We start from the raw sequence: 19879 nt of genomic DNA on the forward strand, positions 1-19879 counted from the left end.
TTAATTTATGTGTTTTTAAACTCCAGAATAAGCTAAAAATCCTCCATCCACAGCAACAACAATTCCTGTTACAAAACGAGAATCCGGATTACAAAGCCAAAGTAATGTACTATCTAAGTCATTTGGCTGACCAAATCGTCCCATTGGTGTTTGTGAAAGAATCTTATTTCCTCTTTCAGTCAAACTTCCGTCTTCGTTAGTCAATAAAGTTCTGTTTTGTTCTGTTAAGAAAAAACCAGGAGAAAGTGCATTCACACGGATTCCTTCTTTAGCAAAATAAACAGACAACCATTCTGTTAAATTACTGATAGCGGCTTTGGCAGCGCTGTAAGCAACCACTTTTGTCAAAGGATGAAAAGCACTTACCGAAGAAATGTTCAGGATACTACATCCTTCTCTTCCTATCATATCAGTAGCAAAAACCTGGGTTGGCAACAAAGTACCAATAAAATTAAGGTCGAATACAAAACGTAATCCTTCAGTATCTAAACCAAAAAAAGTTTGTAATCCTGTAGTTTTATTTTCTCTGTCAAAAAAAACATCTGCACTCGTTCCTTTTGGGTGATTTCCTCCTGCTCCATTAATTAGAATATCAACTAATCCTAATTCGGCATTGATTTCCTGATGTGCTTTTCTTAAACTGTCTTCATCACAAACATCAGCAGAAACGCCTAAGGCTTTTCCACCGGCACTGTTAATTTCAGCAGCTAATTTTTGAGCTTTTGCTAAATCTCTTCCTAATATTGCAACCTTAGCTCCTTGTTTTGCCAATGCATTTGTGAATCCGGCACCTAATACTCCGGCACCTCCTGTTATTACGACTACTTTATCTTTTAGTCCTTTAATTATGTCCATTTCAGCGTTTTTTGTAAGTTTTAGCGAAACTACAAAAAAAGATTTATTTATCTCCTTTTATCGTTACTTTAAGGGGGTTAGCTAACATTTTGGCTTGTTTTTGTAATAAAGTATCCCAATCAGCTACGTTAGTAACCTGACCGCTTTTTTGCCATGCGAAACCAGCATAATAACTGAGTTTATTTACTTTTGGATGAGTTACTACCAGAAGATTACTTTGGTCCTTAGTTTTAGAAACATTGGCAAAAGCATCTTTTACCAACTTTGGATTCATAACAATCCCTTCACCTAAGAAAAGTCCGTCGATTGTCTCTCCGTGACGAAACCAACCTGCTTTTTTATTGATTTTTGCTTCGCCTTTATTTTCATGCAAAGTAATTCCTGTTGTAATATTAGGCAATGATTGATTAGCCTCATATGAAATTTCGATCTTAGAAAAATTCGACCCCAAATCTAATGAAATCCTTTTGATTTCCTTCACTTCATAAGAACTCCAAGGCGCATAGCTTAATTCAAAAACGGTACGCAATGGTCCAACAGCAATGGTTTTATAACCCACAAAATTCTTGGAAACAACCAAATTATTATTTTCCCAAATCCCAATTCCTCCAGTACCTCTACTTGCCCCCACGTGATACGGATCATAACCTTCGCCATGATCAATATGGTAATAACCCGGTTTTTTCAGGTTCTCGCCGTACCATTTATTGATAATAGATTGATCAGTTCTTTTTAACCAAAGATCAATTCCGCTGGTTAATGTTCCATCTGGTCTTTTTTCTTCCACTCTTTTTTGAGCATCAGGACCATAAGTTCTAAAAGCTACTTTATCATTTTCCCAGGCATAATCATCGGTTCGCTCGGGTACAAAACGAGAATAAGTTGCTATTCTGCTTTCAGCTAATGGAATGTTTCCATCAAAAACCACTTGATAATTTGCTTTGGCTTTAGCCGGAACCTCAGCCTGAAACAACAATTCATAAGCCACTCCATCCTGATCGAAATCGATCCATTGCAAAACCACATATTGCTGCGTACCTTCTTTTTTAATTCGCAAATCGTTTGCTTTATTTCCTTTTATCAAATCCGAAAGTTGCTTGCCTGAAACAACCACAATTTCTTTTCGCAAAAAATCGAGATTGTTTTTTACCGAAATTGTTGCTGATTTATTTTGGGCATTAGCCAAAATTGAAAACAAAAAAAACACCGACAAACTCTTAAATATCAAATTGTAGTTTCTCATTATTTATAAATTAATTTGCACCTAAACTGGATTATAAAAAACATATCGCTCCAATGGAGCTTAAACCTAACAACGTTAATTTCTATAAACATTACGCTCCTACGGAGCTAAAACACCAAACTAATAAAACTCAGAATGACAAAATGCTTATAGAAATAATAAAAATTTTATATAGACATAGGCTCTACAGAGCTTAAAAATAAAGCTGATAAGCCACAGAGTGGCAATATATCTATAGAAAAAAAACAACAAAAACATTTAAGCTCCGTAGGTGCGAAATAATAAAAACACCTGAATTCACCTTGAAACATTTAATTTCACCATTAAGAAATTAAGAGACATAAAGTCTAAATTTTCTTAATTCCTTAATGGTTAAAAATGGTTTAATTTATTTTTTAACAGGCTGAATTCCTTCTAATGTAGGTTTAGCAGCAATGATATTTCCTTCTTCATCAAAATAAAGTCGGTCGATACATACTTCTCTATTATATCCGGCTGCACGCCCCATGGTGATTCCTTTTGGGATAGTAAAACGGTGGTACACAATATACCATTCGTCAGTACCCGGAATTTGGATTACCGAATTATGACCTGTTCCATAGATTCCCTGAGAAGGATCTTTAGCCAATATCAAATTATCTTTTGGAATGTTAAAATCTCCTAGTGGTGAAGTGGATGTAGCATAACGCACCCTGTAATTCTCGCTTCGGGTATCGTCTTCTGACCATAAGAAATAATATTTACCTTTTCTATAGAAAACCTCTGTCCCTTCCCTAAAAGTCTTATCCGGTTTTAAAAATGTCAAAGTATTCTCTTTCACCGAAATCATATCGTCATTCAATTCGACTCCCACCATAAATCCATTTCCATAATACAAATAACTTTTCCCGGAAACAGGGTCGGTGAATACATCAGGATCAATAATTTGGCCTCTTGTAATTCCCTTAGGTTTTGTGGCCACTAATGGTTTTCCAATATCAGTAAATGGTCCTTGAGGATTATCACTTACCGCCACACCTATTTTGGCATCGCCGGTATAATAAAAGAAATAACGGTATTGACCATTTATTTTTTTCTCAGCTGCTGCAGGTGCCCAAGCTTTTACATCAGTCCAGGAAACGTCTTTTTTCAAATCTAACAAAACTCCATCATCAACCCAATCCACCAAATTAGTTGACGAAAAACTCTTGAAATAATCGCCGCTCCATTCATGAAAACCATCGCTGGTAGGATACAAATGAAAACGATTATCCTTGTTCGAATAAAGGATTTCAGGATCGGCGTAATAACCTGTTATTGACGGATTATTTCTAACCACCGCTTCTACGTCAAAAGATATTTTCCCTAAATCGCCCATTTCAAAATCGTACTTCACCGCTTTTTGAGAGAAATCCTGAGCTCCAACAGGACTTACCGATGCTCCCTGATTTACTTTGAATTCAGGGTCAAAATGTTTCAAGTCGGTTCCGTTTTTTACAGGAAGGAGGATTTTTTTATTTTCAATATCAACAACAATATTGTTTTGTTTAATTGCCTCCGATTGCGCTCCTACAATTTCACTATTTGGAAACCAACCGAAGGTATCAATTAACCTTTGTGCTTCCGATTTTGTAATTGGTAAAACTGTTCCGTGTCTTGGATGGAAATTCATCGAAATGTTTTCATCAATCACCTTGAAATTTTTCAAATCAGTCGAAGATGTAAACTGATACTTTCCTTTTCTATACATATCGTACATCAAAATATAAGTATCCGAATTGTTTAACTTAAAAACTCCCGAACCTTCAACCGATTCATTGGTTTGATCAACGTATTCATCCTTCAACACATACCCTGAAGTCAGCTTATCTGAAATTGCCACTTTAATTCCTTTATCGGCAGTATCTTCTGTTTTTGAGAACAAATAAAATTTTCCGTCTTTTTCTATTATATCAGCATCGATACAAGAACCTTTTACAGGACTAAAAAACAGTTGTTTTGGAACCGTTTCCAAAGCCGTAAAATCCTTATTGGCATAAGAATAATAAATAATATCTTTCCCCCCAGGTTGTAACATCGAGAAGTACACCATGTATTTCTTAGCCTTAGCATCATAAATAGTTTGCGGTGCCCACACTCGGGTAACATCTTTAAATCCGGCAAACACTTTTGAAATATCTACTTTGGAAGAAGTCCAATTCACCAAATCAGTCGATTTTAAAAGTACCATGGCCTGGTTATCCCAGCCATTGGCAGTTTGCAAATCGGTCACCGTCATGTAAAAAGTTTTTCCATCGGCAGCTCTTAGAATATGAGGATCACGAACACCGCCAGTTGTACTTATAGCCTCCGAAGCTATAACAGCCTTATTATCATTTAAAGCATAATAATTATAACCGTCTTTACTGATTGCAAAACGGATGGCTTCTTCTGTTTTTGCATTTCCGGTGAAGTAAACAAACAAGTAAGCACTGTTATTTTCGGTTACTTTTTTAGTAGCACTACAAGACGAAAAGAAGGCTAAAACCAAACTTATCGAAATCATTAAAAATGCAGATTGTATTCGTTTTATATTCATTGAAACATCAATTTTGATTTAATATTAATTATTTGGAGCAATTAAACTCAAGGTATAACTATAGCTGTATTTTGGAGCCGTAAGTAAATATTGTTCATGCGGAAGAGCACCCCAGCTGTTATCTCCACCCACACCACGTTGTGCTAAATCTACATGCACAAAAACAGCATCTTGCGGTTTCACATCAGTGGTGTGACGCTGCATTTTAGTCGTTCCGGGATCTAAAGATTCTGTAGAGACATTTAAAGTACTAAAACCTAAAGCTTGTTCTCCTGTGATTTTAAGTCCTAATCCATTAGCGTTTTGTAAGCTAAACCAACGCGTATCGGTTTTATAACCGCATTCCTGAGGACGAATGTATTCCCAAACAAATTGGTTAGCTACCTTGTCCTGATAAGTTCCCAGAAACGAAGCTGTTTTTCTGTCAGAATAATTTTCTAATGGCCCACGACCATAATAACTCAAATTTTCATAAGATCCTGGAAGCTGTAAACGCATTCCAAAACGCGGCATTTCAGGCATTTTTTTATCGGTAATATCAACACTTGCTGTTACTTTGATTTCGCCATTATTTTGAATAAGATAATTTACAACATAAGGTATTTTAGCTTCAGCCAAAGCATATTCAACGGCAATTGGCAAACCTAAATCCGTTTGTTTTCCTACCGTAACCGATTTTACTTCCGGATTCAAATGTGCTTCTCTCCAAACAGCTAATTTTATTTGCGTTTTGCTTCCAAAATCATTGTCGGTTGGTGCTCTCCAAAAATAAGGCTTAGGGAAATTAGTGATAACCTCAGCACTTCCTTCTTTAAAATTATAGCTTTTAATTTCACCATTAACTAAATCAAAAGTCCCGGCAATTGTTTTGGTTTCAAAAGACAATTCATTTCCTTTTTTCCTGATTTTCAACGCTGCCTTTTTCGAAATCTCGACTGTTTTTTCAGCAAAGAAATTCCCTTTTCCAATAGCAAATTGTTCTCTGGCTACTTCGTGATTTACTGGAACTAAATCGGTCGCTGTTTTAGTATAAGCATACACATTCAGGAAATATTCTCCTTTTGCGTTTAAAGCTTCAAGAGGCAAATCAATAGTTACACTTTCTTGAGGTTCACAATCAACATTGAATGTTTTTTCCTGAATTAACTGACCATTTTTAACTAATTCAAATTTGAATTGGTATTGTTTCAAATTAGTATAATGAAATATATTTTTAATCGTCAATTGGTTTTCACCTTTTAGACTAAACAAAATATCCTGATATACCTTTTTAACTTCAGCCAGTCCCGGATGAGGAATTCTACCAGCATTAACCAATCCATTAGCGCAAAAATTCTCATCATTAAGAAGATCTTTTCCTCCTAAATCTCCTCCATAAGCATAAAACGGAGTTCCGTTTTCGTCTTTCGTTTTAATTCCTTGGTCAACCCAATCCCAGATAAAACCACCTTGCATATGTGGACTACTATTAATAATATCAAAATATTCCTGAAAATTACCATTACTATTTCCCATAGCATGCGAGTACTCACACATGATAAAAGGTCTCGTTTTATCGGTTGCAGCAGCATATTCTTTCATGTACTTGATACTTGGGTACATTGGCGCTACAATATCTGTATTGGCATTTTCTTTAGCTTGTTCTGAATGTACCAGGCGAGAAGCGTCTCGATTTTTCAACCACTTGTAAGCTTCATGAAAAACAGGTCCGTTTCCACATTCATTCCCCATTGACCAAATAATAACCGATGGGTGATTTTTATTAATTTCTAACATTCGTCCAATACGATCCAGATGCGCCGGAAACCACATTGGCACATAAGAAGGATGCTTTGACTCTACAGAAATATTTTGTCCTTCTACCCCCATTCCGTGGCTTTCTATATTGGCTTCGTCCACCACATACATTCCGTACTCATCACACAATTGATATAAGTAAGGATCGTGCGGATAATGACTCATTCTGATAGCATTGATGTTATTTTGTTTCATCAATTCTAAATCCCTACGCATCGTTGGGTGATCTGGAACGTGTCCTTTTGTTTCGTGATGATCCTGAGTATTTACACCACGAATCAATATTGCCTTTCCATTAACTAAAAGCTGGGCATTTTTTAGTTCTACTTTTCTAAAACCGGCTTTCCCATAAATTACCGAGTTATCAGCAGGATTAGCGCTTTCTAATTTTAGAATATAACGGTATAAATAAGGAGTTTCCGAGCTCCATTTATTCACATTATTTACAACTGAAGTAAAAACAACTTCCTTAGTGGCACTGTTTACTTTTTTAGTTTCGCCATATACTTTTTTGCCTTGAGCATCTACCAATATCAAAGTCAGATTGGCATTTTTAATTTTATTCTGCTTAAAAGCTCTTAATTGAACCGTGGTTTTAAAAAGTCCATTGGTATAATTTTCATCCAAATCGGCATTTACAAAATAATCCCAAATGGTGAATTTAGGAGTAGCCTGTAAATACACATCGCGCTCAATACCACTCAACCTCCAAAAATCCTGATCTTCTAAATAACTTCCGTCATGCCAACGAAAAACCTGAACTGCCAATACATTTTCTCCTTTTTGTAGAAAGGAAGTCACATCAAATTCGGCTGCTGTTTTAGCGGCTTTGGTCATTCCTACTTCTTTTCCATTCAGGAAAACACGGGCATAACCTGAAATAGAACCAAAGTGTAGTAGCACTTCTTTTCCATTCCAATTTTCAGGCACGGTGAATGTTTTTCTATAACTCCCTACCGGATTGTAATTATCATCTACAAAAGGCGGATTTCTAGGAAAGGGATAGGTAATATTGGTATAAATAGGAATATCAAATCCTTGCAATTCCCAGTTGGATGGCACAGGTATAGTAGCCCATTTTTTATCATCTAAATCTACTTTGTAAAAATCCTCAGGACGATCAACTGGTTTTTTAACAATATTAAATTTCCAGTCGCCATTTAAACTCTGGTAATAAGCCGAAGTTTCCGGTTTATTTGAAGCTGCTACAGTCTCATTTTGATACAAAACAAATGAAGTTCTCCCTGCTTCCTTGTTTCGCTCTACAATGTTGGGATTCTCCCATTCATTTTGCTGCTGAGCCGTGATGAGCTGTACGGCAAGCAAAAGCGCAAAAATTATTTTACTTCTCATTTTTAATCTATTTTGGTGGTTTTTAGTGTGTGCGTTTTTTACTATTTAGCTTGTAATAAAGGTAACTTTTTAAGCTCTAAAACTTGTACTGGCTGAGGTTCTACCTTTGCTAATCCTTCTCCATCGGCCTGACTTACATTTTGAGAAAAAATATGCAATTGTTTTTTAGTCGCCCAAAGTTCCTTATCAAAATTAGGCTCCCATTGTCCTACCGTAAAACGGCTGATATCTTCTAATTTCCATTGTTTTTCATCCAAATTAGTATAAGCTAGTGTTATTTTGTTATCTCTCTCCTCATCTCTAAAAAGCAGATACAACATCGATTTGTTTACTAAAATTTCAGGGCGTGAAATTGGAATTCTTTTGGTTCCGCCACCTCCCAGAGTGAAAGATTTTTTATGAAAATCAGTATTGAGTAAATTCCATTTTCCGTCTAATAAATAAACTACTTTGTATTGCGGAATACCATCATTGTTCCAATAGGTTGTAATGTATGGATTCCCTGAATCATCCACCGTCATGGCAGTTTGATTGATTAAACTACTGTTTTGAGGCACATCCCAGGCGTGTTCAGCAGTTGCCTTAGTTATTGGTAAATTGTATTTTTCACCCGTAGATTTTTGCCAAGTTTTCCCTCCATCAGCCGAAAAAGCATAGCAAATAGTATTATTAGTAGACACATCCCAACTTTCTCTCCAAACCCAGGAAATATAAATCCCTTTTTTGCCTACACACATTTGCCAGTAGGCAGAACGTTGATTCTCGCCATCAATTAAATTATTTTGTAATGAAGTCCACTTTTGGGTTTTCACATCATACACCTTCATAATCATATTCCCTCGTCCTGAAGCCCCTGATCGGTAACAAAACAGCAATTTCCCATTAGGTAAATTATGGAATTCAGGATAGGTTACTTTAACCTCATCTTTGCCAGTCATGGCTTGCTCCTCACCCAATTCTAAACTAAAAGGCACTTTACTTTTAGCATATCTCAAACGGGTATCGTGATGATCCCAACTCACATGAAGATAGCCGGCATCATCTATAGCAATGCTAATATCATTATGAGCATCCTTCACATTACCACTGTAAGGAGTCTCAAATACATCCCATTTTTTGGAATTTATTTTTCGTTTTGCTAAAACCATTTTCCCTTCAGGATTGTAATAAGCAGTGTACTGTACTTTCTTAAAAGTAGTGAGCGCACTACTCCTAAAAATGACAGTATTGACCGAATTATTGCTCCAGCCCAAACCTATTTCACTTTCTTTAATTTGTAACTGAGCGTTTACTGTACAGGAAAAAAAAGCAATCATCAAAAACACACTCTTAACGACGACAGTAACTGTACTTGAACACATTCGTAAATTTCTATTCATGCTGTTTTTTATAAAGGTTGCCACTTATTACATTCCGAATCCTGCTTTGATATAATAGATTTTAGAATAAAATAGCAAATCTATTTTTTTTTAATGTCTTTTTTATGGAGTAATCAACAAATGTATGTACAACATTTGCAAAAACAAACCAGTACCAACCAGTTTTTAGATTTATCTACCAGATAAATAAGCAACTACAACATAAAACTCAAATGCAACACAGAATTCATTAATAAATAATCTGAGAAATCAGTAGTTTTTAAAATCCTGTCTAAAAAACCATACCACTATATACCAGTTATTTTACATATATTTATCGCCTTATATTTTGAAGCATGAAAATAATATCCATCAACAAAAGGCAAAATCTCCCAAAATACAAGCAGATTATTTTATCTATAGAAATATCTATAGCCGAAAAACGTTTGAAAAGAGGAGATAAACTACCGTCTGTTAATAAAGTATCTCTTGAATTTGGAATTTCGAGAGACACGGTTTTACTGGCTTATGATGAACTTAAAAAAAGAGGGATTATTTATGCGATATTAGGTAAAGGTTATTATGTAAAAAGTGAAGATTTCAGTTTTCAACAACGCATTTTCTTATTATTCGACGAATTAAACGCCTTTAAGGAAGACCTCTACAATTCGTTCATGGAAACCATCAACCGGAATGCAGAAATAGATATTTTTTTCCATTATTTCAATCCCGAAGTTTTTAAAAAACTCATCCATGACAATAATGGAAATTATTCCAAGTACATCATCATGCCTACCAATTTGGTCAATGCCGCATCCATAATTAAAACATTACCTGAAGAAGATGTTTTTATTCTGGATCAGACTAACCTGGAACTAAAAGACTATCCTTCAGTACATCAAAATCACGCTAAAGACACCTATAACGCCTTAGAATCAGGCAAAAACAAAATTGAGAAATACAAAAAACTAATCTTGATTTTCTCCAGTTACAAACAACCAATTGGGATGAGAGACGGATTTATCGATTTTTGCAAAAAACATCAATTGCATTATGACATCATCTCTAATTTTGAAAATAACGAAATCCAAAAAGGAGACCTTTATATCATCCCCGATGATCGCCATCTGGTAAATGTTATCGAACAATCTAAAAAGCAAAAATTAGTCATTGGTCAGGACGTAGGCATCATCTCTTACAATGATACCCCACTAAAAAAAGTAGTTGCAGAAGGAATCACAACCATATCCACCGACTTTAACGAAATGGGACGCATCCTTGCCGAATTAATCCTCAATAATAAAAAAGAACAAATAGAAAATAAAAGCAGTCTTATAGTAAGAGGGTCTTTGTAAAAATAAAAGAATTAACATTCCACGGATATGCACGAAGATAAAATTGAGGCAAATTAGTGTAATTCGTGGCAAAAATAAAACTCATGTATTTGTCCTGATGACACAGATAATAATCTATATTTATTTTTTATATTTGTGAATATCAAAAGCATTCCTAAATGGTAATTTTGATTTAAAAAAAACAACCATCCTACAAGATTCTATTACTTAAACACCGTATCATAAATTTCAAAATTTATTAAGTAATTCAAATTCTGATATAGCAATCTCCCTGTTTAGATAGCTATCTACAACCAACCCTATACTATTTTTATCCTTTTTAAAATAATTGAAATTTTATGTCAAAAACACATATAATCACAATCATACTATTTATTGTAAATTTCTTAAGCTCATGTGATTCCACTCATGAAAAAAAAGATTCAATATCTATTGGTTTTTCTCAAATTATCAATAATGATATGTGGCGAAAATCGATGGATCATGCTATGAAAGTTGAGGCCTCACTGCACCCGGAAGTTAAGTTAACGATTTACAATGCTGATCGAGAAGTAAAAAAACAAATCCAGGATATTGAAAAAATGATTGAGCAAGATATGGATGTAATCATAATTGCACCTTATGAATCTGATTCAATTGTTCCTGTAATTGAAAAAGCAAATTTAAAAGGGATACCCGTCATTATTGTTGACAGAAAAGTAAATACATCAAATTATACTGCATTTTTAGGAGCTGATAATATTGAGGTAGGCAGGATTGCCGGTAAACAAATAGTTTCATTATCCAAAGGCCGTGCTAACGTTGTTGAAATTAGAAGTGAATCTGTAACATCTCCAGGCACCGAAAGAAGCTTAGGTTTTAAACAAATAATAGATCAATTTCCCGATATCGATAGAATAAGCATTGATGCGGATGATTTTAATTCAACAAACAGTAAGTATGTCAAAATATTAGATAGCATTCCAAATATTGATTATGTTTTTGCATTTAATGATGTTATAGCATATAATGCCTGGAAAATTTCTAAAAAGAAGAAACCAAATAATAAAATTAAATTTATAGGTGTAGATGGACTTAATGTACCAAATGGAGGCTTACAATTTGTTAAAGACGGAATTTTGACAGCCACAGTATTATATCCAACAGGTGGAGCTGAAGCCATTAAGTTAGCATTAAGAATAAGCAATAAAGAAATAGTTCCCAAAAACAACAAGCTTAATACTACATTAATTGACTCTCTAAATGCAGAAATTATGAGTAGTCAATTTGACAAAATATCACTTCAGCAATCCGATATCGAAAACCAACAAAATTTCATAAAAGATCAATTAGAAAAATACAGTAGTCAAAGAAATCTTTTAAAAATCTCAATCACTTTGAGTCTGCTATTATTTTTATTTGCTGCCCATAGTATCTATTCACGCATCATAATAAGCAAAAAGAAGAAAGAACTTGAAAAAACGAATGCAAAGATTATAAGCCAAAGAAATGAAATAGAAAAATTTGCGGAGCAAATAAAGCAGAGCAATGAAAACAGACTTAATTTTTTCACAGGGCTTTCTCATGAATTCAAAACCCCAATAACCCTGATTATGAGTTACGTAGAATCTTTAATAGAAAACAAAAAAATTAAAGAAACTAAACTAATCGACGAAGTAAAATTGATTCATAAAAACTCCAACCGATTATTACGACTAATTAATCAGTTGCTCGATTTTAGAAAAATAGAAGAACAAAAGTTTACTTTAAAAGCTTCGAACACTAAAATCTATGATTTTACAAATGAAGTAATGAGTAATTTTAAAGGAGAAGCAGCTCGTAGAAATATTGATTTTAAGCTAATTTGTAAAAACAAAAAATTAGAACTCTTTATTGATAAAGAATTAATGGATAAGGTTTATTTTAATTTACTTTCTAACGCCTTTAAATTCACCCCCGACAACGGAAAAATAAGTATCTCAATAACAGAAAGTCAGGACAATACGGTAAAAATAGGATTTAAAGATTCCGGAATTGGAATACCCGAAGAGGAATTAGATACTGTTTTTAGTCCATTCTTCAGAGCTTCAAACAATGATAAAAACAGTTCAGGAATTGGACTCCATTTGTCAAAAGAATTTGTGCTTTTGCATCATGGAACAATTGAATTAAAATCAAAACATGGCAGCGAATTTGTAATCACTTTATTAAAAGGAAACAGCCATTTGCAAACTTCGGAAATCAGTAACAAATTAGACGTTCAAAACAATTTTAATAATTTAATAACTGATAATTCTGATTTAGATACTGATTTAGATGCTGATTTTAAAGAGGAAAATCTAATTTCCGAATCGGAAAAACAATCTCTTTTACTGATTGAGGACAATACAGACTTAGTTTATTTTTTAAGAACTAAATTATCAAATGAATATGTAGTACACACCTCTGACGGCAGTGATGCCATCGAAAAGGCAACCGAAATTGTTCCGGACATCATCATTTGTGATATTAATTTAGTGGACAAAGATGGTTATGAAATAAGCACAGTATTAAAAAAAGATTTACGCACTTCTCATATTCCAATTATTATTCTAACAGCACAAAGTAATAAAGAATCCGTTTTAAAAGGTTTACAAATCGGAGTAGATCAGTATCTGACAAAACCATTTAGCCTTTCTATTTTAAAGCAATCTATTTCAAGTTTACTTTTCAACAGAGAAAAACTACGCTACTATTATACTAACAATATTTACCTTGTCGAAGCTGAATCCAGATTTGGAAATCAAGAACAATCCTTCATTACAAAGATGAATAATATGATTACGATGAATATTGAAGACCCTAAATTCTCTGTTGAAGATTTAGCTGAGAAATTAGGTATTTCCAGAGTACAATTGTATCGAAAGGTAAAAGTCATTATAGGAATTAATATTAGTGACCATATCAATAATATAAAATTAGAGAAAGCTGCCGAGCTTTTAAAAGCCAATGAAATAAATATTACAGAGATCGCTTATTCTCTAGGATTTTCTTCTTCCAACTACTTTTCTACAGCTTTTAAGAATAAATTTGGAATTTCACCAAAGGAATACAAATCCAATCTATAACTCCAAGTTCAAAACCGACACATTTTAAGTAACAATTTCGTAGCAAAAGTAACAATATCAAACCTAAAAGGTTTTCGTAAATAAAAAAGAAAACCGCTAAAGTCCTGAAAACAAAGATACTCGCATAAAAATATCAAAACACCAGTATTTCTCTAATTAAATTGTAACATCGTTAAAAATAAGTTGTTTTTATTGAATATATCTTAGCAACAAGTTTTTAATACATGTACAATGAATAAGATATTACTTTGGTCTGTTACTGCTGCACTGGCAGGTTTTCTTTTCGGTTTTGATACCGTAGTTATTTCTGGAGCTGATAAACAATTACAGCTTTTATGGCAATCATCTGATGCTTTTCACGGATCTGTTGTTATGGCAATGGCACTTTGGGGAACAGTTATAGGAGCCATTTTTGGCGGAATCCCTACTAATAAAATAGGTCGTAAAAAGACCTTATTCTGGATAGGAATTTTATATTTTGTATCTGCAATAGGTGCTGCTTTTGCAAATGATCCTTATGTATTTGCTGCATTTCGATTTATTGGAGGTCTTGGTGTTGGGGCTTCAACTATTGCTGCTCCAGCTTATGTTTCAGAAATTGCTCCAGCCGATAAACGTGGACGCTTAGTAGCTTTATACCAATTCAACATCGTTTTAGGGATTTTGATTGCTTTTATATCCAATTACTTTTTAAAAGATATTGGAGAAAATGCCTGGCGATGGATGGTAGGTGTTCAGGCTTTTCCATCACTGATTTATATTCTCTTCATAATTACAATTCCAGAAAGTCCAAGATGGTTGCTATCTAAAAATCGTGATGAAGAAGCACGCAAGGTGTTATTTAAAATTGATCCATCTGCAAAATTGAGTGACATTATGGATGACTCCAGAGAAAATGGTGTTACCAAACATGAAAACATTTTCATGAAAAAATACCGTTTTCCATTAATGCTTGCTTTTCTAATTGCCTTTTTTAATCAATTCTCCGGAATTAACGCATTCCTGTATTATGCACCCAGAATCTTCGAAGAAGCCGGTTTGGGACAAAATACCGCCTTATTAAGCAGTATCGGAATCGGAATTACGAATCTAATATTTACTTTAATTGGTGTTGCATTAATTGACAAATTAGGAAGGAAGTTGTTAATGTACATTGGTTCTATTGGATATATTATTTCTCTTGGATTAGTTTCTGCTTCTTTTTATTACGATTGGGGAGGACTATCAGTACCTAGTTTTCTTTTCTTGTTTATCGCTTCACATGCCATTGGTCAGGGAGCTGTAATCTGGGTCTTTATTTCCGAAATTTTCCCAAATCACATTCGTGCTTCAGGACAGGCTTTTGGAAGTTCAGTACACTGGGTTCTGGCAGCGATTATTCCGTCATTGATTCCGATGCTATTTTCAGAAATCGGTCCAGAAACCGTTTTCTTAATCTTTACCATCATGATGGTACTACAGCTGTTATTCGTAATATTTATGATGCCCGAAACTAAAGGAATTTCTTTAGAAACTTTAAGCGAAAATCTAACCAATAAAAACACCAAAAATGAAATTAAAGAAACAGCTACCGCTAGCATTTTGTAGTGCAGTATTGCTATCAATAGCAAGTTGCAAAAGCACTTCAGCCGTAGCGCAAACTAATGCTGTTGTAACTACAATGGAGGAACAAATGTACCGTCCTAATTTTCATTATACTCCGAAAAAAGGCTGGATGAATGACCCTAATGGAATGTTTTATCTCAATGGTACGTACCATTTGTTTTTCCAGCATACGCCATTTCAAAGTGTTCCGGATTTTAGCAAAATGCATTGGGGACACGCCATAAGTAAAGATCTTATAAAATGGGAAGAATTGACTCCGGCACTTGCTTATGATGAGAAAGGTGCGATATTTTCAGGGAGTGCTGTTGTGGATAAAGATAATACATCAGGTTTTGGTGATGGAAAAAATGTACCCTTGGTAGCAATTTTTACCTACCACAATATGAAAAAAGAGCAAGCGGGAGAAATTGATGCACAATCTCAAGCAATAGCTTATTCATTGGATAACGGAAAAACCTGGACTAAATACAGCAACAATCCCGTATTGAAAAATCCGGGAATTAAAGATTTCCGAGATCCTAAAGTTTTTTGGGATGCTAAAAGAGAACAATGGGTAATGGGATTAGCAGCACAGGACAGACAGCATTTTTATGCCTCGAAAAACCTGAAAGACTGGACTTTTCTTTCAGAATTTGGTAAAGATGTCGGTGGACACGGCGGCGTTTGGGAATGTCCGGATCTTTTCCCAATAAAAGTAAACGGAACTAATGAAGAAAAATGGGTACTTATCGTGAACATTAATCCGGGTGGTCCCAATGGCGGTTCTGCTGCACAATATTTTGTAGGCGATTTTGACGGAAAAACTTTTAAGATGGATGCTGTTTTTACAAAACAACTCGAAAAAGAAAAAGTTGCTTGGCTGGATTGGGGGCGTGATAATTATGCAAGCGTGTCTTTTGATAATGTTCCTGATAACAAAAGAATTATTATCGGATGGATGTCTAATTGGGATTATGCATCGCAAGTTCCCACATTTGACTGGAGAGGAAGCACTACTATTGCGCGTGAAATCCAATTAATCAAAAAAGGAAATAAATATAGTCTGATTAATAAGCCAGTAAAAGAAATCAACAAGTACATTTCTAAAACTATTAAAGAAAAATCACTAAAAGGAAAAGGAAAATTAGCTCTTGTTGCAGCTGGTAAAATAGATTTGGCTCAAGCAATTGTCAATTTTGATTTAAAAAATCTACAACAAGACACTTATACTTTTACGCTTTCTAATGCTGTAGGTGAATCTTTGACTTTCGGAATTAATAATTCAGATCATTATTTGTTTTTAGACAGAACAAAATCCGGGAAAACTGATTTCTCTGAAAAATTTGCTTCTACAATTACTAAAGCACCATTAGACGGAAACCAAAAAGAAGCTGCTTTTAAAATCATTTTGGATAAAACATCTATTGAAATTTTTTATAACAATGGCGAAAAAGTAATGACTGAGCTCTTCTTCCCTAACCAGCCATTTACTGAACTTTCTGTTTCTTCAAGTCAAAAAATAGAATTGAATAATCTTGTAATTAACCAATTAAATATAAACTAAAAACCAAAACTATTAACTTATGAAAAGTAAAATTATTTATTTTCTGTTTTTCTTCTTTCCAGTGCTGCTATTATCGGCTCAGGAAGGCGGAATTAAAGGAACGGTAATTTCGTCTGATGACGGAATGCCATTACCAGGAGCAACTGTCCTTATTTCAGGAACTACCAGCAGTACAGTTACTGATTTAGACGGAAATTTCTCTTTCCAAAAAATAAATCCCGATGCTACTATTGTAGTTTCTTTTGTCGGATTTGCTCCACAATCTATAGCCGTAAAAGGTCAAAAAGTAATCAATATAACTTTAAAAACAGATGACAATAAACTAAACGAAGTTGTGGTTACCGGATACTCAAAACAAAAGAAGGCCGATATTACAGGAGCTGTCGCTGTTGTGGATATGAAGGATCTTATGAAACAGCCAGAACCTAACCCAATTAAAGCTTTACAAGGAAGAATTGCCGGGGTTAAAGTTTCATCGGATGGTTCTCCAAGCGGAGGAAATACTAAGGTGGTTATTCGTGGAGTAGGAACCCTGAATAATACCGATCCTCTTTATGTAATTGATGGAGTGCCAACAAAATCAGGAATGCACGAATTGAATCCGAATGATATTGAAACGATTCAGGTTTTAAAAGATGCCTCGTCAGCGAGTATTTATGGATCAAGAGCGTCCAACGGGGTAATTATTATTACTACCAAAAAAGGAAAGGCGGGCAAAATGAGAATTAATTTTAATGCCTATACTTCTTTTTCTGATTATTCAAGAAAACTAAGTGTTTTAAATGCAGATCAATTTGGACAAGCCCTTTGGCAGGCTAATATTAATGATGGATTAAATCCAAACAACAACAATTTGCGTTATCAATTTGATTGGTCGGTAGTAGATAATAAGCCTCAATTAAACAAGGTTTTAGTTCCGGAATATTTAGATGCTAATCAAACACTGAAATCAGCTAATACAAACTGGTATGATGAAGTTTCGCAAACCGGTGTAGCTAATTCTTATGATTTATCAGTTTCAAACGCATCAGAAAGAGGGAATTATGTTTTTTCTTTGGGTTATTATGGTAATCAAGGTGTTGTTAAAACTACCGATTTTGAAAGAATTACTGCCAGAATGAATAGTTCTTATAAATATCTTGATGGCAAATTAGTTATTGGCGAAAATTTCAGCTTCAATCGTACTAATGAAGTTACTGATCCGGGTGTTTTAGATCCAGCTCTTCGTGCCTTACCTATAATTCCGGTGCGCACTGTTGATGGAAAAGGCTGGGGTGGCCCAGTAGGCGGAATGAACGACAGACAAAATCCGGTTCGTCTTTTAGAATACAATAAAGACAATAAATATGATTATTTACGTCTTTTCGGAAACATGTTTGCCGATTTAGAATTAGTTAAAAATTTACACATCAAAACTAGTTTTGGTATTGATTATGGTTTTTTCAAAAAGCGTAGTTTACAAAGAAGTTATCAATCGGGTTATTTGCAAAATGACCAAACTTCAGTGAGTATCGATCAATCCGTTAGTGATAAATGGACTTGGACAAATACCGCTATTTACAATTTAAAATTCGGAAAAAGCAATTTGAATTTGATGGCAGGAACTGAGATGTATAAAGAAGTTTTTGACAATGTAGGTTTGCGTAAAAATGACTTTTTAATTGAAACTCCTGACTATATGTATCCCGATGCCGGAACAGGAGAATCTTTTACCAGCGGAACTTCAACATCCTATTCACTATTGTCTTATTTTGGAAAAGCAGATTATGAGTTCGATAACCGTTATTTGCTTTCGGCTACAATTCGTAGAGATGGTTCTTCTCGTTTTGGAAAGAATAATCAATTTGGAATATTTCCAGCTGTTTCTGCAGGTTGGAGAATAAGTAATGAAAATTTTATAAAAGACAATGCTCCCGTTATCTCTGATTTAAAATTAAGAGCAGGATGGGGACAAACAGGTAATCAGGAAATTAGTAATACCGCTGTTTACTCTCTTTATTTAGCCAGTTATGCTGGTGGAAATCCTACATGGAATACTTCTTTTGGGACAGCTTATGATATTGCCGGAAACGGAAATGGTTTACTGCCATCAGGTTTTATTGCAACGCAATCTGGGAATGATGACTTAAAATGGGAAACTACAACGCAAACTAACATCGGTTTGGATTTTGGATTATTCGACCAAAAATTAAGTGGTTCGGTTGATTACTACATCAAAAAAACAGAAGATATTTTGGTTTTGCCACCTTATTTAGGAGTAATTGGCGAAGGAGGAAATCGATGGGTAAATGGGGCATCGATGGAAAACAAAGGATGGGAAGTTTCTTTAGGTTACCATGATGAAACATCATTTGGATTGAAATATGATATTTCAGCTAATATTTCAGGGAATAAAAATAAAATCACACAATTACCGGATGAAGTAAAAAACAATTATGGAGGCGATGGTCTAGAAGACAACATTTTGGGTCGTCCTATAAATTCTATGTATGGTTACGTTGCTGATGGCTTGTTTAAAAGTCAGGACGAAGTTGATCTTTGGGCTGATCAGGATGGAAAAGGACTTGGACGCATTCGTTACAAAGATTTAAACGGAGACGGAGTGATTACAGACAAAGATCGTACATGGATAGGAAATCCAAATCCAGGTTTGATTTATGGATTTAATTTAGGACTAGGATATAAAAATTTCGATTTTTCAACTTTTTGGGAAGGAACAGCAAATGTTGATGTAATCAATAATACCAAATATCAAACTGATTTTTGGAGTGTTGATGATGTAGGATCAAACAAAGGAACACGTTTGCTAAATGCTTGGTCTTTGGACAATCCAAATTCTACTATTCCGGCATTAACAACAGTGGATAGAAATGCCGAATCGAGATTCTCCACTTATTTTGTTGAGAACGGAAGCTACCTTAAACTTCGCGTTTTACAACTTGGATATAGTTTTCCAAAAGGTTTATTGGAAAAATTAAGTTTAGAAACTTTTAGATTTTACATCAGCGGACAAAATTTATTAATCCTTGATGCTAAAAACTTCACAGGTGTAGATCCTGAAAATGCAGGATTTGGATATCCGCAGCCTACCACTTTTACAGCGGGTCTTAATTTTACATTTTAATAC

At 34.5% G+C, this 19879-nt stretch carries 10 protein-coding genes; 5 read left to right on the plus strand and 5 right to left on the minus strand.

The annotated features are described in order from the left end of the window. Positions 1-15 precede the first annotated feature (15 nt). The 5 genes from FDM27_RS10050 to FDM27_RS10070 form a co-directional block, all read right to left on the minus strand. Positions 16-855, minus strand: coding sequence for an SDR family oxidoreductase (locus FDM27_RS10050; RefSeq protein WP_140486175.1), 840 nt, complete (start codon positions 853-855; stop codon positions 16-18). Between the two features lie 43 nt (positions 856-898). Continuing rightward, positions 899-2098 carry a DUF4861 family protein gene (locus FDM27_RS10055; protein WP_140486177.1) on the minus strand — a complete coding sequence of 400 codons (1200 nt, stop codon included), beginning with the start codon at positions 2096-2098 and terminating at the stop codon, positions 899-901. A gap of 388 nt (positions 2099-2486) precedes the next feature. Next, positions 2487-4655: a family 43 glycosylhydrolase gene (locus FDM27_RS10060; protein WP_140486179.1), complete on the minus strand. Its 2169-nt coding sequence runs from the start codon at positions 4653-4655 to the stop codon at positions 2487-2489. Positions 4656-4679: 24 nt separating this feature from the next. Next, positions 4680-7805: a glycoside hydrolase family 2 TIM barrel-domain containing protein gene (locus tag FDM27_RS10065; RefSeq protein WP_140486181.1), complete on the minus strand. Its 3126-nt coding sequence runs from the start codon at positions 7803-7805 to the stop codon at positions 4680-4682. 41 nt (positions 7806-7846) lie between these two features. Further along, positions 7847-9184 (minus strand): BNR repeat-containing protein, encoded by a 1338-nt coding sequence (locus FDM27_RS10070; RefSeq protein ID WP_140486183.1) that lies wholly within the window; start codon positions 9182-9184, stop codon positions 7847-7849. Positions 9185-9519: 335 nt separating this feature from the next. Between FDM27_RS10070 and FDM27_RS10075 the strand changes: the two genes are divergently transcribed. The 5 genes from FDM27_RS10075 (at position 9520) to FDM27_RS10095 (ending at position 19876) form a co-directional block, all read left to right on the plus strand. Then, positions 9520-10518 (plus strand): GntR family transcriptional regulator, encoded by a 999-nt coding sequence (locus tag FDM27_RS10075; protein WP_140486185.1) that lies wholly within the window; start codon positions 9520-9522, stop codon positions 10516-10518. A gap of 338 nt (positions 10519-10856) precedes the next feature. Next, on the plus strand, positions 10857-13604 hold the full coding sequence (locus FDM27_RS10080) for a substrate-binding domain-containing protein (protein ID WP_140486188.1): 2748 nt from the start codon (positions 10857-10859) through the stop codon (positions 13602-13604). A 231-nt stretch (positions 13605-13835) separates the two neighbouring features. After that, the gene (locus FDM27_RS10085) at positions 13836-15191 is read left to right on the plus strand and encodes a sugar porter family MFS transporter (protein WP_140486190.1); all 1356 of its coding nucleotides are present in this window, start codon (positions 13836-13838) and stop codon (positions 15189-15191) included. Further along, entirely contained in the window at positions 15154-16752 is a 1599-nt protein-coding gene (locus FDM27_RS10090) for a glycoside hydrolase family 32 protein (protein WP_255510518.1), read from the plus strand. The genes FDM27_RS10085 and FDM27_RS10090 overlap by 38 nt, the downstream gene beginning before the upstream one ends. A gap of 19 nt (positions 16753-16771) precedes the next feature. Further along, the gene (locus FDM27_RS10095) at positions 16772-19876 is read left to right on the plus strand and encodes a SusC/RagA family TonB-linked outer membrane protein (RefSeq protein ID WP_140486192.1); all 3105 of its coding nucleotides are present in this window, start codon (positions 16772-16774) and stop codon (positions 19874-19876) included. Positions 19877-19879: the final 3 nt, after the last annotated feature.

It is taken from the genome of Flavobacterium sp. GSA192 (assembly GCF_006386525.1).
Taxonomy (GTDB): Bacteria; Bacteroidota; Bacteroidia; order Flavobacteriales; family Flavobacteriaceae; genus Flavobacterium; species Flavobacterium commune.

Coding starts and splice junctions, on each gene's coding strand:
- FDM27_RS10050 (WP_140486175.1), bottom strand. CDS start 855: ATGGACATAATTAAAGGACTAAAAGATAAAGTAGTCGTAATAACAGGA.
- FDM27_RS10055 (WP_140486177.1), bottom strand. CDS start 2,098: ATGAGAAACTACAATTTGATATTTAAGAGTTTGTCGGTGTTTTTTTTG.
- FDM27_RS10060 (WP_140486179.1), bottom strand. CDS start 4,655: ATGAATATAAAACGAATACAATCTGCATTTTTAATGATTTCGATAAGT.
- FDM27_RS10065 (WP_140486181.1), bottom strand. CDS start 7,805: ATGAGAAGTAAAATAATTTTTGCGCTTTTGCTTGCCGTACAGCTCATC.
- FDM27_RS10070 (WP_140486183.1), bottom strand. CDS start 9,184: ATGAATAGAAATTTACGAATGTGTTCAAGTACAGTTACTGTCGTCGTT.
- FDM27_RS10075 (WP_140486185.1), top strand. CDS start 9,520: ATGAAAATAATATCCATCAACAAAAGGCAAAATCTCCCAAAATACAAG.
- FDM27_RS10080 (WP_140486188.1), top strand. CDS start 10,857: ATGTCAAAAACACATATAATCACAATCATACTATTTATTGTAAATTTC.
- FDM27_RS10085 (WP_140486190.1), top strand. CDS start 13,836: ATGAATAAGATATTACTTTGGTCTGTTACTGCTGCACTGGCAGGTTTT.
- FDM27_RS10090 (WP_255510518.1), top strand. CDS start 15,154: ATGAAATTAAAGAAACAGCTACCGCTAGCATTTTGTAGTGCAGTATTG.
- FDM27_RS10095 (WP_140486192.1), top strand. CDS start 16,772: ATGAAAAGTAAAATTATTTATTTTCTGTTTTTCTTCTTTCCAGTGCTG.